Source organism: Leptospira tipperaryensis (genome assembly GCF_001729245.1).
GTDB classification, from domain to species: domain Bacteria; phylum Spirochaetota; class Leptospiria; order Leptospirales; family Leptospiraceae; genus Leptospira; species Leptospira tipperaryensis.
On record NZ_CP015217.1, the window covers coordinates 2,310,346 to 2,325,084 of the forward strand.

A 14,739-nucleotide genomic window follows, 5' to 3' on the forward strand; every position below is an offset into this window, starting at 1 on the left:
ACGAATCGTAATTTGAATCTTTTCGGGTCCTTGGAAAGAATCTTCTTTAGGAAACGACCCCATAACGGAAATAAAATCGGAACTTTTGTTGTAACCCTTCAATCAAAATACAAATCAAAGAATCTACGAATTGGAAATCAAACCGTGCTTTTTGTAGAATTCGTTTAACAATCTTTCTAAAACGTCCGGCTGGTCGTGATGCATATTGTGACCCGCGTTTTCCATCTCTATATATTCCAGATGTCTAAAGTGGGAAAGAATCTCTTCCCGATTCTCAGGCATTAGATGGGTTTCCTTTCCATAGATAATCAGGGTTGGAGAATCAATCGATTCCCAGAGATGGCGCGTCAGATACGGAGAAAAAACAAAAGGAAATCCACGTTTGTACAATGGATCGTTTTTCCATTGATAGCCGTTTTCCGTTTTTTTTGTTAGATACTCCGAAAGATCTCGGATCTTAGAAGAATCCAATTTGGGATAGACGGGTTTGAGTCGAGACGCGACTTCGTCGATGCTTGAAAAGGTTTTATTCTTTCGGTCTTTCGTTCCGACTTCGTTGTTTTCAATCGTATCGAGCCAGGCCTTCAGACGTTTTTTTTCAAATTCGGGGGTTTGGATGGACATAAATCCTTCCAGACAAACAAGACTTTGGATTCTTTCGGGATAAATTCCGGCAAAACGAGCTCCGATTCCGCCGCCCATGGAATGTCCGAGGATATGAAATTTTTCGGGAAGAAACGTGGAGATAAACGTTTTTACGTCCACGAGGGTTTGGATAAAATGATAGTTCCCTTCTCGAAGCCAGTCGGAATCCCCGTGTCCTCTATAATCAAAACGATATATATCGAAATGTTGGGATAAGAATGGGAATTGATAGAGAAAGGTGTCTGACGCGTCTTGAAATCCATGAAATAACAGAAGAGCATTGTCTTTTCCGTTTTTATGAATTTTATAAGAGAGATTGTAACCGCCTGATTGAAAAAAGCCGCTTTCGATTTCGCTCATGCATGCCCCTTAAATAATTCTCGCCAGTCTTTCGGAATGGTCGGAATGCTGAAAGTAGAAACTTTTTCAAGAAGAAGTTCGTCTCCGTCATAGAGATCCAAAAGTTTATCCAAGGAGGAAAGCAGGTCTAACGTTTCCCGTTTTCCAACTTCGCTGAGAGAGGGAGAATGTAGGATCGATTCCAACTTTTCCTTCGCCTTTGTAGCCTGCATTCGCGAACCGCGTCCGTTGGGTTTGACAAAAATTTTATGAAGAGAAACCGAGAGTTGTATGATTCCCTGCAAAAAAATTTTCCTAGGCCCGAAATCCTTTTTCCATTGAAATTCAAAAACCTCGTGAGCCTCAAAGTATTTCCCTTCTCTAAAAAGCCTTTCGCCGTTTTGATAAGCGAAGTCGACGGTTTTTTCCGGATCCGAAGTCGCGGTGATCACGTCGAAAAGAGCAACAATTTCGGGATCAAATTTCAAACTGTTTCCAGTCCTTTTCCTGGATCGCAGATAACGGAGCTGCAAAAGAACCTTCTGCGTCTTTTACATAGGACTCCTTTCTCATTCCCAAAAGCACAACTCCTTCTTTTAGAGAAGAATGCAGTAAGTGAAGCGCCGTTCCGGAAAGATTCCAGCCCTTATACTGAGGATAGAATGTTACGATTTTTTCATACAGTAAGTTTGAATTTTGTATATTATGAAAATGAACGTATCGTTCCAAAAGAGGAAGTGCGTCGTTGAGTTTTTCTATGTATTCGGTTTGTTTGTCAGTCCCCACGATTTTCTCGATCTGAACGATCAACTGTTGCATGATCGGAATCACAGTTCTTTCCAGAAATTGGGCGAGGTGATCCTGGTTTTGAAACTGATCCAAGTAAGGTTCCGTCACCGTTCGAAACGTATATTTGTAAGAACCCGGAGGAAGGATCTGCAAAAATTCTTCTTCCCAGGAATAGACAACATTCAGTTTTTCTTTTATGTTTTTTAATACTTCTCCCTGACTTTCTTTTGGATCGTAAGAAAGACGGAAGATACTTCCTTGATTTGAGATCGCATTGAGAGGTCGATTGACTAAGGGCAGGAGTTGATTTGCTTCTATAATATCGATCAAAGACTTTCCATCGAACTTCCTTTCTAAAAATCCGCTTTCTAAAAGATTGGCGGGAAACTGAACGACCGCAAAACCGGATTCTTTCAGACCAAGTTCCGTTTGTACTTCTTTTGCAAGTTCCAGAACTTTTAGTAAGGAAGTCGCCGTATATTTTTCTGGATTTTCGGGAAAAGTATTGGAGGATATTCCATAGAATTGAATTTTCCCTTCCTTTCTTTTGTGTTCCAGAAACACAAAGGAGTTCTTAATTCTTTTGTAATATTCTTCTTTCGCCTTGGTTTCTAAAACGTTATGCTTCTCTCTGTCCATAAGAAAGTATTCCGGGTTGTGAAGAAGAAATACGTCCACCGATTCCAAACCAAGTCGTTTTAAAGAACGTTCGAGCTGATCTTCCAAAAATGCGGGATGAATACAGTGATAACATCCTTCCTGGTAGTATGTGATCTCCGGAAATTCTTGATTCTTCTTTTCAAGTTCGGAAACGATCTGGAGATTTCTTCCCTGGATATAACCGGATTTCGTGATGATAAAAACGTTTTCCCGTTTCAATTCTCCGCTTTCAACCTTCGCGGCAAGCACACGACCTACGAGACTTTCACTTTCTCCGTTTCCATAATTGGATGAAGTATCGACGACGTTAAATCCTTCTTGAAAGGAAAGTTCGAGCGCCTTTTTGTGATCGGGAGATTCGAGCCCGACACGATAACATCCAAAGGCGATCCTGGAAAGAGTTCTTCCACGAAAGGAAAAATACGGATTCAGAAAATTCTCCCCCGCCTTATATTTTTTATGAAGAAAAGAATTTTCAGAATATTCTTTCGTAGATTCGGAAGTCGCACTTCCCTTTAGCATGGATTTCTGATAGAGAGTTTGAAATGGATCGGATGAATTCATCGTTTTTTCCCCGTTTGTTTCGGTTCACTTTTCGTTACGCATTGCACCAAATAATAAGAAGGAGCGAATGTTCGTAAATCGAATCCTAATTGAGAAAGGATCTTAATTACTTTCGATTCGAGTATCAATTTTTCACCTTCAAAATAAAAATGCTTTTCGTCATAACTCGCTTTTTTACCCTAATTTAAGAGAAGTTGAGCCTCGGCCCATCTTTTTCGAATCATACAAATTTTTCGATGAATTCTTTCCACCAATCAAACAGGAGAAAATGAAATGGATTTAAAGGCTGGATATCTCCGGTCTTCCATCGGGAGAAAAACTCTCGTGGCAGTAACCGGACTTGTTTATTTCGGCTTTGTTGTTGTTCATATGCTGGGGAATCTTCAGATCTTCCTCGGACAAGAAAAAATCAACGCATATGGCCAATCGCTTAGGGACATCGCCCCCCTTCTCTGGGTAGCCAGAATCATTCTGATCGTAAGCTTTATCATTCACGTTTACTACGCGATAACGCTCTCAATTGAAAACAAAAAGGCTCGTCCCGTTCCCTACTCAAAACAGAATACGGTTCAGGCGACGCTCGCTTCTCGAACCATGGCGCTTACGGGCCTTTTGATTTTTTCCTTTATCACCTATCACCTTCTTCACTTCACGTTAGGCGTAACCAACCCGGATCATTTTGCGATGACCGATTCTAAAGGAAGACACGACGTCTTCACGATGGTGATTCTCGGTTTTCAAAATCCGATCGTTGCGGGTTCTTACATCTTCGCGATGTTCTTACTCGCGTCTCATATCAGTCACGGCGTTGCGAGTGTTTTTCAAACCCTCGGACTTACCACTCCGGAGCTGAATGGAAAGATCAAAGCGGGAGCGATTCTATTTGCTCTGCTCATCTTCGTCGGCAATACTTCTATCCCGCTTTCGATTTTGCTGGGATACGTTCATCCGTAATCTTTTGGAGAAACTTTCATGAGTTTAGATTCTAAAATTCCAAGCGGCTCCATTGAACAAAAATGGTCCAATCACAAAGCCGATATCAAATTAGTAAACCCTGCTAATAAGAGAAAATTCAATATCATCGTAGTGGGTTCCGGTCTTGCGGGAGCTTCGGCTTCGGCGACTCTCGCGGAACTCGGTTACAACGTAAAAACTTTTTGCTTCCAAGACAGCCCTCGTAGAGCTCACAGTATCGCAGCTCAGGGTGGAATCAACGCGGCGAAGAACTACCAAAACGACGGAGACTCCGTTCACAGATTGTTCTACGACACCGTAAAAGGTGGAGACTTCCGAGCAAGAGAAGCTAACGTGCATCGTCTCGCAGAAGTTTCCGTAAACATCATCGACCAGTGTGTAGCACAAGGTGTTCCTTTTGCGAGAGAATACGGCGGTCACTTGGCAAACCGTTCTTTCGGTGGAGCTCAAGTTTCCAGAACCTTCTACGCAAAAGGTCAAACCGGACAACAACTTCTTTTAGGAGCTTACTCCGCACTTTCTCGTCAGATCGGACTCGGAGCCGTGAAGATGTATCCAAGAACCGAAATGGTAGAACTGATCGTCGTAGACGGTCACGCAAAAGGAATCGTGGTTCGTGACTTGGTTACAGGAAAACTTTCCACTCATATGGCGGACGCGGTTGTTCTTGGAAGCGGCGGATACGGAAACGTATTCTTTCTTTCCACAAACGCGAAAGGTTGTAACGTGACTGCGACTTGGAAGGCCCACAAAAAGGGAGCATTCTTCGCTAACCCGTGTTATACGCAAATTCACCCGACTTGTATTCCGGTTTCCGGAGATCATCAGTCCAAGTTGACTCTGATGTCCGAGTCTCTCCGAAACGACGGAAGAATCTGGGTTCCAAAAAACAAAGGCGATAAAAGAAACCCTGCTGATATCCCTGAAGGTGAAAGAGATTATTATTTAGAAAGAAAGTATCCGAGTTACGGAAACCTTTCTCCAAGAGACATCGCGTCTCGCGCTGCGAAAGAAGCCTGCGACGCGGGACTCGGAGTGGGAGAATCCGGACAAGGTGTTTATCTGGATTTCGCGGATTCGATCAAAAGACTTGGAGAACCGAAGATCCGAGATCGTTACGAAAACCTTTTCCAGATGTATGAACAAATCACCGGCGAGAACCCTTACAAACAACCGATGAGAATTTATCCTGCGGTTCACTATACGATGGGCGGACTCTGGGTGGACTACAATCTTATGAGTAACCTTCCCGGGCTTTTTGTAATCGGAGAAGCGAACTTCTCGGATCACGGAGCAAACCGTCTTGGAGCTTCCGCTCTGATGCAAGGACTCGCTGACGGATATTTTATTCTTCCTTATACGATCGGAAATTATCTCGCGGGAGCGGGATTCAATTCTCATCCGAAAGAAGATCACCCGGAAGCAAAAAAAGCTCTTTCCGACGCGGAAGAAACTACGAAAAAATTTCTTTCGATCAAAGGAAAAAGAACCGTGGATTCTTTTCATAGAGAACTCGGAAAACTCATGTGGGACAAGTGCGGAATGGCGCGTAACGACAAGGGTTTAAAAGAAGCGATCGCAAAAATTCCTCAGATCCGTGAAGAATTCTGGCAAAACGTAAACGTTCCGGGAAGTGGAAACGACCTCAATCAGTCTCTTGAAAAAGCGGGAAGAGTCGCCGACTTCTTAGAATTCGGAGAACTCCTCTGCCTCGACGCACTCACAAGAGAAGAATCTTGCGGTGGTCACTTCCGAGAAGAATACCAAGAAGAAGGAGAAGCAAAACGGAACGACGATAAGTTCTGCCACGCGACTGCTTGGGAATTCAACGGAGTCGGAAAAAAACCAACCGAACACAGAGAAAAGCTGGAGTTCGAAAACGTTCACCTCGCAACAAGGAGTTATAAATAATGGATCTGAAACTCAAAGTCTGGAGACAAAAGAGCGGAGAAGAAAAGGGAAAGATCGTCGACTACGACGCAAAAGACGTTTCCCCGAACATGTCTTTCTTGGAGATGTTGGACGTTGTCAACGAAGAACTCATCGTAAAGGGAGAGGAACCGATCGCTTTCGAACACGACTGTCGGGAAGGAATCTGCGGTTCCTGTAACCTGATGATCAACGGACAAGCTCACGGTCCTCACCAGGGCGTGACCACTTGCCAGCTTCATATGCGTTCCTTCAAAGACGGAGATACCGTTTACGTGGAACCTTGGAGAGCGAAGGCATTCCCTGTTCTCAAAGATCTCATTGTAGACAGAAGTGCATTTGATAGAATCATTCAGTCCGGCGGATTTGTGAGTATCAACACAGGGGGAGCTCCGGACGCAAACGCATTACCGATTCCTAAAGTAGATGCTGACATCGCGATGGATGCGGCGACTTGTATCGGTTGCGGGGCTTGTGTCGCTTCTTGTAAGAATGCAAGCGCGATGCTCTTTGTTTCGGCGAAGATCACTCACCTCGGTCTTTTACCACAAGGAAAAGTGGAACAAAAAGAACGTGTGAAAAAGATGATCAACGCGATGGACAAAGAAGGTTTTGGAAACTGCACAAACCAATACGAGTGCGAGGCAGTTTGTCCAAAATCGATCAAGAGAGATTTTATCCGGACGATGAACAAGGATTTTATCCTTTCTTAAACTTTTTTTCTTATCAAAAGAAGAATTCCAAGCCGCCCTTAATACAGGCGGCTTTTTTGTGGGTTTTCATTCCAATCGATTTTCGAATACTCGTTGAAAAGAGAAATTTTTTAAAAAATCTTTCACAAAAATTTAGAATCGAACCTGAAGGATTGTTTCTGAGGGGTTTGATTTCAAAGGAAGAAAATTCTCCCCTATTTTCTTTTAGAAGGGACTTAAAGTCCGCTTCAGGCATTTTTTCTTGAAAAGCTTTATAGGATCAAATGCATTTAGAAAGAATCATTTGAAATCCATGGTAAAAGTTCGTTTTAAGAAGTTAAGGAAGAGCGTCTGAAAACAGTACGAATTTATATTTTGATTCGAGTTTAAATCGGGAAGAGATTGCAAAATGAAACCTCTTTTTGAGATTTCTCGTATGACATCCTACAAAAAAATCATAGAGACCTATCTCAAGCTCCTTTCCAACTTCCATTTGGAACGAAAGGAATTTGAAGCCATCCTCCCTCCGGAAATAGAACAAATCGAATATCCAAATGCGTCTACAAAATCGATCACGGTCAGCCGATTCGAAGACTTGATGAGAAGAATGCCGGCTGGAAAAAATCTACTCAAAGAACAAACCTTTTACATTGTATGGTTTCTTCTTCACAAAAAAAGGATCACGACGAATTCCAATGATTCGTTTGAATCGGCATTGAAAATTTCAAAATCCGTTTCTTCATTCCGCTTTCCTTTTGGAAGGCAGAAAAAGATCCAAAAAATTCCAGAGACCGCCCTGATGCAGATACAAAACCTTACCCTTGAGTTCTCCGGATTCGCACCTTCTCTGAATTTCAAATAAAGATTTTCCCGAATAGATCGGTTCGACCGGAATTTGATATTCCGAGTAGAATTTTTTACAATATTCTAAAATGCTTATGTCCTTGGAACCAAAACCTTGAAAGTTTCGAAACTCTAAAATCCGCTCCTCTGCAATCTTATATTCGGTATGTTCCAAAGATTCCTTCTTCTCTTCCAACCAGGAAATCATCTTTCTCTTCGGAAGACCTACGGAGATTCCAAGGATCGGAATGGAATTTTGGAAAAATCGATTCGCTGACAACCAAGTTAACCCCGAACCGATGTCCAAGACCAAAAAATCAAATTGCGAAAAGGAAATCCCCTCCCAAAGAATATCGAGAGAATTCGAAGCTTCCGATGAAAATCCGTATTCCGGAACTAAATAGATTCCTTCTTTTTTTGGGTGGATCGTACCCACCTTCTCCTTCCATTCCGTTCGAGAATTACAAACCTCTAAAGAATGAGAATTCCTTTTTACAAATAGGGAATTAGCGGTTGTCCTTTCTCGATTTCTCGCGTAGGCAATCGTTTCGATCCGATACCCGAAATTTCGAAAGAGAAACGCGAAAGCGGACAACGCGTTACTATGCAATTCACCTTGTAGAATCACATTCTTGATTTTATTTTTTTCTAATGTGGAATGAATTCCAAAAAACTTACGAAACTTCGTCCCCACGCCCAAAGCAAGACGATCATCCCGCGCAATAAAAAGTTCAGCGTTTCCCATTCTCCAGATCCTTTGAATCGGCGGCGAAGAAAATTGAAAGCTGAGCTGATTTTGAAAATAATACAAAGGAAAGGATTTTAGATTTTAATGATAAAGATCAAACTTGTTTTTTGGGTTCGCCAAAGAAATTAGAAGAGAGAAAGCGTAAGGCTAAACTGTCGACGAGCACATCCATTCTCTTTCGAAGATAAAAAATGTTTCTATCAATTCTTTGAATATCGTTCTTCACTTCTTTACGAAGTTCAGAGATATCGGATTTTACTTCGGCTCGAAGTTCAGAGATATCGGATTTTACCTCGGCTCGAAGATCGGATACTTCCACACGAAGTTCAGAGATATCGGATTTTACCTCGGCTCGAAGATCGGATACTTCCACACGAAGTTCAGAGATATTGGATTTTAATTCGGAATAAGAATTCAGGAATTCCGATCTTAAACTTTGATTATCTGCTTTGGATTCCAAACGAACTTCCCGAATTTCGGATTTCAACTCGGTACTAAGTTCTTTAAATTCAACTTTGATATCCTTCCAGAAGAGACGAAGGAAACCAAAAAGAGTACCAAAACCAACGAACATCGACAAAAGAAGAGAATATACAGGAAGGGTGGAGAGATCCATAGCGGGATTCTCTAAAAAATAAAAAAAGGAATCAAGCTTTTTTTGAGAGAGTAAATTAGAAAAGCTTAATTGCTTGTCTTCAAAACAGCCAAGAAAGCTTCTTGAGGGATTTCCACGTTACCGATTTGTTTCATCCTCTTCTTACCTTCTTTTTGTTTCTCTAAGAGTTTTTTCTTTCGAGTAATATCCCCACCGTAACACTTCGCGGTTACGTTTTTGCGGAGCGCGGAAATACTTTCTCTCGCGAGAATTTTTCCACCGACGGCGGCTTGAATCGGAATCATAAACTGATGTCTAGGAATGAGGTCTTTTAGTTTTTCGATGATCTCCCTTCCTCTTTGTTCAGCCTTTGTTCTGTGAACGATCATCGAAAGCGCGTCCACGGGCTCGGCGTTTACGAGAATGTCCATCTTTACGAGTTGAGACACCTTATAACCGGAAGGTTCATAGTCCAAAGAGGCGTAACCTCTCGTAAAAGACTTGAGTTTATCATAAAATTCGAATATAAGTTCCGCAAGAGGAAGTTCGTAAGTCAACTGAACCTTGTCTTGAGTTAGATAGACCGTATCCAACTGAATTCCTCGTTTGTCGTTGGCGAGAGCCATGATATTTCCGACATATTCGTTCGGGGTTATGATCGTAGCCTTGACATAGGGTTCTTCCGTAGATTCCATCGCGATCGGATCCGGAAAACGAGAAGGATTGTCCACCTCTTCCACTTCTCCGTTCTTTTTTCGAATGATATATTTTACGGAAGGAGCCGTTGTAATCAGGTCGAGATTGAATTCTCTCTCTAAACGTTCCTGAACGATTTCCATGTGAAGAAGTCCAAGATATCCCACGCGAAATCCGAAACCGAGTGCCATCGAACTTTCTTTTTCAAATACAAGGGCTGCGTCATTCAGTTTCAGTTTTTCGATCGCGTCTACGAGTTCGTCGAACTGTTCTCCGTTGATCGGATAAAGTCCGGAGAAAACCATCGGCTTTGCTTCTTTGTAACCAGGGATCGATTCTTTTGTCGGATTGGAGAATAGTGTAATCGTATCTCCCGTCTTTGCATCGGAAACTTTTTTGATCCCGGCAATGAGGTAACCGACTTCTCCAGCGCCTAAACTTTCGGTAGGAGTCATCGTGATTCGATTGATCCCCACTTCGTTGACGGTAAAGTCTTTTCCCGTACTCATGATGAGAAAACGATCGCCTTTCTTAATTCTCCCGTCAAAAACTCGGATCTTGATGACAACTCCCATATAAGGATCAAAGTAAGAATCGTAGATCAGAGCTTTAAGAGGTCCGTCCGGATCCCCTTGAGGAGCCGGGATTTGTCTTGTGATTTCTTCCAGAACCGCTTTTACGTTGAGTCCTGTCTTTGCTGATATCGCAACCGCTTTGTCCGCGTCCAGACCCAAACTTTCTTCGATTTGAACTTTGGTTTTTTCCACATCCGCCGCGGGAAGATCGATCTTGTTCATGACAGGAACGATCGCAAGATCTTGTTCCATTGCGAGATAGAGGTTTGCGAGAGTCTGAGCTTCCACTCCCTGACTTGCGTCCACGATCAAAAGAACTCCTTCGCAGGCTTTGAGAGAACGAGAAACTTCATAGGTAAAGTCTACGTGTCCCGGAGTATCGAGGAGATTCATCGTATAAGTATTTCCGTCTTCTGCGAGATAATCAAAGGTAGCGTTGTTTGCTTTGATCGTGATTCCCCTTTCTCTTTCGATATCCATGGAATCTAAGATCTGGTCTTTTTTGGTTCTGTCATTTGTAACGTGACCAATCTCTAAAAGTCTGTCAGCCAGAGTGGATTTCCCATGATCGATATGGGCTATGATGGAGAAGTTACGAATAAATTTCTGTTGGACATTCATGGGAGGGGCTCACTTCCGATGATTTCCTGCAAAGGCCTCCCCTGAAAAGCAAAATACGGCTCGTTTTCAGGCCGCGGACAATAGAATTTGAAAGGCTTCTTCGCGTTCCTTTCGGTCTTTTTTTTGAAGTCGGATAAAAAGGAGTTCTTGAATGGAGAATTTTTTCTTTTTACAAAAGTAGGAACTCATACGTTTTAGAAACGAGCTCTTTCAAGGACGAAAGATTCGAAATCTACAAAATCTTAGAATCAAACCCTCTTTTGTAGGAACTCACACGTTTCAAAAGAATCTTCTTGCAATGAATTTTTTGAAAACGTCTTCGATTCTTCTTAAATCGGAATCGGAATCTTAGAACTTCCTTCGATTAACAAAAAGAAGAAAGCAAGAGCACCCAAATAAACGAGCATCGTCAAAAAAGCCCAGAGAACTTTTTCCGGTAAAGAAGCGTATTCCGAAACGTGATAGGCATACGCAGCAAAAGCTCCAAGAATGAATTCCGGAATCAGGACGTAAACGGCGACGTGTCCAACCGTAAAAACATTCTTCGCAAACCAGACTGGAATGAGATAAGAAAATTCTTCCGAACCTAAGAAGATCAAAAACGCGACCGAGCCTCCGATCAAGTAACTCTGGATCGCCGGGGCTTGGGAAACTCGTTTCCGATAACGGATCGAGATAAACGTGGAAAGAAACAAGGGGATCACCCAAAGACCCGCCATATAACCGGAGACGGTTCCGATCTTTGGAAATCCATCCGCAGGAAATTCCACAGAGCCGATCACCTTGGATAAAAACCAATCGGGGAACACTTGAAAAAAACTCAAAGGTAAAAGAAAGAACCAGAGATCCATCCAGCGTTCGTGAGTCCAGATGCTGGAAAAAAGAGGAAGTCCGGCGTTGTAGAGGAGAACGATGCAGAACATTCTCCAGCCGGTGGAAAGACTTCCGGGACTAAAAAGAATCAGAGCCGCAAGGATAGTAAAGACGGCGTGAAAACCTAAGACGTGTTTTTCGGAGAATTTCATTTCGAGCGATCCAATCGTTTCCTTTCGGGGTTTAGCTATAAGAAATCAGACAGAAGCGGGCAATCCATTTTTTCGTTTCCCGCTTGATTTATTCGATATGGACCGTTTAATAACCCTGACTCTGACTCGGAAGCTGGAAAACGAAGGCTCCAATTCAAAACAAAAACCGATTCTTTCGATTTTAGTTTTTGAGAAATCAAAATCGGGTTTCGTTTTGCTTTTGCGGTCTCTTCCAATTTCTGACGGGCACAAACATAGAGAATCTCAGGAAGTAAAATGTCTCATAACTCTCAAATTCAAAAAATACACGCTCGGGAAATCATAGACTCCCGCGGAAATCCGACCGTAGAAGTGGATGTTACCTTAGTAGACGGCTCCTTTGGTAGAGCCGCGGTTCCTTCCGGCGCTTCGACCGGAGAATACGAGGCCGTAGAACTCAGAGACGGCGACAAACACCGCTATCTCGGAAAAGGAGTTCTCAAAGCGGTCGAACACGTAAACATAAAGATCCAGGAAGTTCTCAAAGGCGAAGACGCACTCGATCAAAATAGAATCGATCAGTTGATGCTCGACGCGGACGGAACCAAAAACAAAGGAAAACTCGGAGCCAACGCGATCCTCGGAACGTCACTCGCCGTTGCCAAGGCGTCTGCGGCTTATTCCAAACTTCCATTATACCGTTATATTGGAGGAAACTTTGCGAGAGAACTTCCGGTTCCGATGATGAACATCATCAACGGAGGAGCTCACGCGGACAACAACGTGGACTTTCAAGAATTTATGATTCTTCCCGTGGGAGCCAAAAGTTTCCGGGAAGGACTCCGAATGGGAGCCGAAGTATTCCATTCCTTAAAAGGCGTTCTCAAAAGTAAGAATCTGAACACGGCCGTGGGTGACGAAGGCGGTTTTGCTCCGAACCTCACGAGCAACGTGGAAGCGATCGAAGTCATTCTTCAGGCGATCGAAAAGGCCGGTTATAAACCGGAAAAAGACGTTTTATTAGGTTTGGATGCGGCTTCTTCCGAGTTTTACGACAAAAGCAAAAAGAAATACGTACTCGGTGCCGAAAATAATAAAGAGTTCTCCAGTTCCGAATTGGTAGATTATTATGCGAATTTGGTCTCCAAATATCCGATCATTACGATCGAAGACGGTTTGGACGAAAACGACTGGGACGGCTGGAAACTTCTTTCCGAAAAATTAGGAAAGAAAATTCAGCTTGTAGGAGACGATCTCTTTGTTACAAACATTGAGAAACTTTCCAAAGGAATCGCTTCCGGAGTCGGTAACTCGATCCTGATCAAAGTAAATCAGATCGGTTCCCTTTCCGAAACTCTCGCGTCGATTGAAATGGCGAAAAAAGCCAAATACACGAACGTGGTGAGTCACCGAAGCGGGGAAACCGAAGACGTTACGATCTCTCATATCGCAGTTGCGACTAACGCGGGACAGATCAAGACGGGTTCTCTTTCCAGAACGGATCGAATTGCAAAATACAACGAGCTTCTTAGAATCGAAGAGGAACTCGGAAAATCGGCGATTTACAAAGGTAGGGAGACTTTTTATAATCTTTAATCTATGACTTCTCTTTCGACAAAAGTCTTTTGGTTCTCTTGTTTTCTCTCAGGACTCTTCTACTTCGTAGTCCTGGGAGAATCCGGGATCGTAGTACGTTCCCAACTCGAAGAATCCCTCGCTTCGCTCCAGTTGGACGTGGAAAGACTTTCCTATGAGAATAGACAGTTGGAAGAGAAACAAAGGATTCTAAAAAACGATCAAGTGGCCCTCGAAAGAGAGGCCCGAAGATTCTATCTTTTGAGCGAAAATGCACAGATTATAAAATTCAGAGAAACAGAGAACGTTGGAGAGTTAAAACCCATTCTCGCGTCCAGACTCAATGCGTTCCGTCCCGGGAAACAATTTCCGGTTCCACCGATACAATTTATTCGGATTTTCTACGCAATCTTTGCTAGTTTTACTTGTATTGGAGTTTTCATAAAAATGAGGAAGAAGAAACTGGACTTTAGCAACAACTAAAGGAAAGGTTCAGGAATGCCAGAAACAGAAAAAATCCAGGAAGTATTCGAAGAACTCACAGGAAGTAAAATTTCTAAAAATTTCCTCGACCACAGAAAGATTTTTCTCTGGGGTCCGGTAACCGACGAATCGTCTAAGGACTTGGTCGGCAAACTCCTCTTCTTGGAAATGAAAGATCCAGGAAAACCAATCACGTTTTTTATCAATAGCCCCGGCGGTGTCGTTACTTCCGGAATGACCGTATTCGATACGATTCAGATGATCACTTCACCGGTTCACACGGTTTGTATGGGAATGGCCGCCTCTATGGGTTCCGTTCTTCTCGCGGCCGGAAAAAAAGGAGAACGTTCGATTTGGCCGAATGGAAAAGTGATGATTCACCAACCAAGCATCGGCGGACAAATCGTAGCTCCCGCGACGGATTTAAAAATCCACGCGGAGGAAATTCTCAAAACAAAAGCCAAATTGAATCAGATTCTCGCGGACGCTTGCGGACATCCCGTTTCTAAACTCGAAGAAGATACGGATCGCGACTATTATATGGACGCTGAAGAAGCGCTCAAATACGGAATCGTAGATAAGCTCGCGACAACAATCGACTTTAGCTGATTGGATTTTCTCTTGTCCAAATCCATCTCTTTAGAAGATTTTTTAAAAGAATTTTTAGCCGCTCCCCAAAAGGGAAGAAACGCGGAAGAAGATCAGAAATTAAACGAACTCTTCCTGGAATTTTCATCGCTTCTTTTTTTAGAAGGAGAAGACGAAGAAGAAACCAAGGAAGAGGTTTTGTTAAAAGACATCGGTTCCTTTGAACTTGACGAGTTCGTAAACTTTTATCTTTCCGATATGCATCCGGAAGACGCGGGAATCGTAAAAAGAGGAATCGATTTTTTAAAAAGAATGCATAAATTCTTAAAAAAATCGCCTCACGTAAACAAAGAACAACTCGCTGATTGGGACGAATTCTTTCAAGAACTCTAATGGTCTAAGTAAGGATCTTTCCTGA

General features: G+C 42.8%; 14 protein-coding genes. 7 read left to right on the forward strand and 7 right to left on the reverse strand.

Features of this window, described 5'->3' with window-relative positions; all coding sequences use genetic code 11:
• Positions 1 to 123: 123 nt before the first annotated feature.
• From A0128_RS10925 to A0128_RS10935, 3 genes are read right to left on the reverse strand one after another with little or no spacing between them, the layout of a single operon-like run.
• Positions 124 to 1,005 carry an alpha/beta fold hydrolase gene (locus A0128_RS10925; RefSeq protein WP_069607544.1) on the reverse strand — a complete coding sequence of 294 codons (882 nt, stop codon included), beginning with the start codon at positions 1,003 to 1,005 and terminating at the stop codon, positions 124 to 126.
• Positions 1,002 to 1,472, reverse strand: a complete 471-nt coding sequence (locus A0128_RS10930) for a DUF309 domain-containing protein (RefSeq protein WP_069607545.1) — start codon at positions 1,470 to 1,472, stop codon at positions 1,002 to 1,004. The genes A0128_RS10925 and A0128_RS10930 overlap by 4 nt, the downstream gene beginning before the upstream one ends.
• Entirely contained in the window at positions 1,462 to 2,997 is a 1,536-nt protein-coding gene (locus A0128_RS10935) for an aldo/keto reductase (RefSeq protein WP_069607546.1), read from the reverse strand. The genes A0128_RS10930 and A0128_RS10935 overlap by 11 nt, the downstream gene beginning before the upstream one ends.
• A gap of 273 nt (positions 2,998 to 3,270) precedes the next feature.
• Between A0128_RS10935 and A0128_RS10940 the strand changes: the two genes are divergently transcribed.
• From A0128_RS10940 to A0128_RS10950, 3 genes are read left to right on the forward strand one after another with little or no spacing between them, the layout of a single operon-like run.
• A complete protein-coding gene (locus tag A0128_RS10940) occupies positions 3,271 to 3,951 on the forward strand; it encodes a succinate:quinone oxidoreductase (RefSeq protein ID WP_069607547.1) in 681 nt (226 codons plus the stop codon).
• 18 nt (positions 3,952 to 3,969) lie between these two features.
• The gene (locus A0128_RS10945; RefSeq protein ID WP_069607548.1) at positions 3,970 to 5,883 is read left to right on the forward strand and encodes a fumarate reductase/succinate dehydrogenase flavoprotein subunit; all 1,914 of its coding nucleotides are present in this window, start codon (positions 3,970 to 3,972) and stop codon (positions 5,881 to 5,883) included.
• Positions 5,883 to 6,614, forward strand: coding sequence for a succinate dehydrogenase/fumarate reductase iron-sulfur subunit (locus tag A0128_RS10950; protein ID WP_069607549.1), 732 nt, complete (start codon positions 5,883 to 5,885; stop codon positions 6,612 to 6,614). The genes A0128_RS10945 and A0128_RS10950 overlap by 1 nt, the downstream gene beginning before the upstream one ends.
• 718 nt (positions 6,615 to 7,332) lie before the next feature.
• Here the strand turns inward: A0128_RS10950 and A0128_RS10960 are convergent.
• From A0128_RS10960 to A0128_RS10975, 4 genes are all read right to left on the reverse strand, one after another.
• A complete protein-coding gene (locus A0128_RS10960; RefSeq protein WP_245667145.1) occupies positions 7,333 to 8,181 on the reverse strand; it encodes a 1-aminocyclopropane-1-carboxylate deaminase in 849 nt (282 codons plus the stop codon).
• 97 nt (positions 8,182 to 8,278) lie between these two features.
• Entirely contained in the window at positions 8,279 to 8,800 is a 522-nt protein-coding gene (locus A0128_RS10965; protein WP_069607552.1) for a DUF1640 domain-containing protein, read from the reverse strand.
• Between the two features lie 65 nt (positions 8,801 to 8,865).
• Positions 8,866 to 10,671 carry a translation elongation factor 4 gene (lepA, locus tag A0128_RS10970; RefSeq protein WP_069607553.1) on the reverse strand — a complete coding sequence of 602 codons (1,806 nt, stop codon included), beginning with the start codon at positions 10,669 to 10,671 and terminating at the stop codon, positions 8,866 to 8,868.
• A gap of 329 nt (positions 10,672 to 11,000) precedes the next feature.
• Positions 11,001 to 11,696, reverse strand: a complete 696-nt coding sequence (locus A0128_RS10975; RefSeq protein ID WP_069607554.1) for a DUF6989 domain-containing protein — start codon at positions 11,694 to 11,696, stop codon at positions 11,001 to 11,003.
• Positions 11,697 to 11,972: 276 nt separating this feature from the next.
• Between A0128_RS10975 and eno the strand changes: the two genes are divergently transcribed.
• Genes eno through A0128_RS11000 form a run of 4 tightly spaced genes read left to right on the forward strand, consistent with a single transcriptional unit; the run spans position 11,973 to position 14,714 of the window.
• On the forward strand, positions 11,973 to 13,271 hold the full coding sequence (gene eno, locus A0128_RS10985) for a phosphopyruvate hydratase (protein WP_069607556.1): 1,299 nt from the start codon (positions 11,973 to 11,975) through the stop codon (positions 13,269 to 13,271).
• A 3-nt stretch (positions 13,272 to 13,274) separates the two neighbouring features.
• Entirely contained in the window at positions 13,275 to 13,733 is a 459-nt protein-coding gene (locus A0128_RS10990) for a septum formation initiator family protein (RefSeq protein WP_069607557.1), read from the forward strand.
• A 15-nt stretch (positions 13,734 to 13,748) separates the two neighbouring features.
• A complete protein-coding gene (locus A0128_RS10995) occupies positions 13,749 to 14,342 on the forward strand; it encodes an ATP-dependent Clp protease proteolytic subunit (protein ID WP_069607558.1) in 594 nt (197 codons plus the stop codon).
• Positions 14,343 to 14,354: 12 nt separating this feature from the next.
• Complete coding sequence (locus A0128_RS11000) at positions 14,355 to 14,714, forward strand: hypothetical protein (protein WP_069609246.1); 360 nt, start codon at positions 14,355 to 14,357, stop codon at positions 14,712 to 14,714.
• The last annotated feature ends 25 nt before the right edge of the window (positions 14,715 to 14,739 follow it).

Excerpts from the sequence above, each read along its gene's own strand:
- A0128_RS10925 (WP_069607544.1), bottom strand. The coding sequence starts at position 1,005 with ATGAGCGAAATCGAAAGCGGCTTTTTTCAATCAGGCGGTTACAATCTC.
- A0128_RS10935 (WP_069607546.1), bottom strand. The coding sequence starts at position 2,997 with ATGAATTCATCCGATCCATTTCAAACTCTCTATCAGAAATCCATGCTA.
- A0128_RS10940 (WP_069607547.1), top strand. The coding sequence starts at position 3,271 with ATGGATTTAAAGGCTGGATATCTCCGGTCTTCCATCGGGAGAAAAACT.
- A0128_RS10945 (WP_069607548.1), top strand. The coding sequence starts at position 3,970 with ATGAGTTTAGATTCTAAAATTCCAAGCGGCTCCATTGAACAAAAATGG.
- A0128_RS10950 (WP_069607549.1), top strand. The coding sequence starts at position 5,883 with ATGGATCTGAAACTCAAAGTCTGGAGACAAAAGAGCGGAGAAGAAAAG.
- A0128_RS10960 (WP_245667145.1), bottom strand. The coding sequence starts at position 8,181 with ATGGGAAACGCTGAACTTTTTATTGCGCGGGATGATCGTCTTGCTTTG.
- A0128_RS10965 (WP_069607552.1), bottom strand. The coding sequence starts at position 8,800 with ATGGATCTCTCCACCCTTCCTGTATATTCTCTTCTTTTGTCGATGTTC.
- lepA (WP_069607553.1), bottom strand. The coding sequence starts at position 10,671 with ATGAATGTCCAACAGAAATTTATTCGTAACTTCTCCATCATAGCCCAT.
- A0128_RS10975 (WP_069607554.1), bottom strand. The coding sequence starts at position 11,696 with ATGAAATTCTCCGAAAAACACGTCTTAGGTTTTCACGCCGTCTTTACT.
- eno (WP_069607556.1), top strand. The coding sequence starts at position 11,973 with ATGTCTCATAACTCTCAAATTCAAAAAATACACGCTCGGGAAATCATA.
- A0128_RS10990 (WP_069607557.1), top strand. The coding sequence starts at position 13,275 with ATGACTTCTCTTTCGACAAAAGTCTTTTGGTTCTCTTGTTTTCTCTCA.
- A0128_RS10995 (WP_069607558.1), top strand. The coding sequence starts at position 13,749 with ATGCCAGAAACAGAAAAAATCCAGGAAGTATTCGAAGAACTCACAGGA.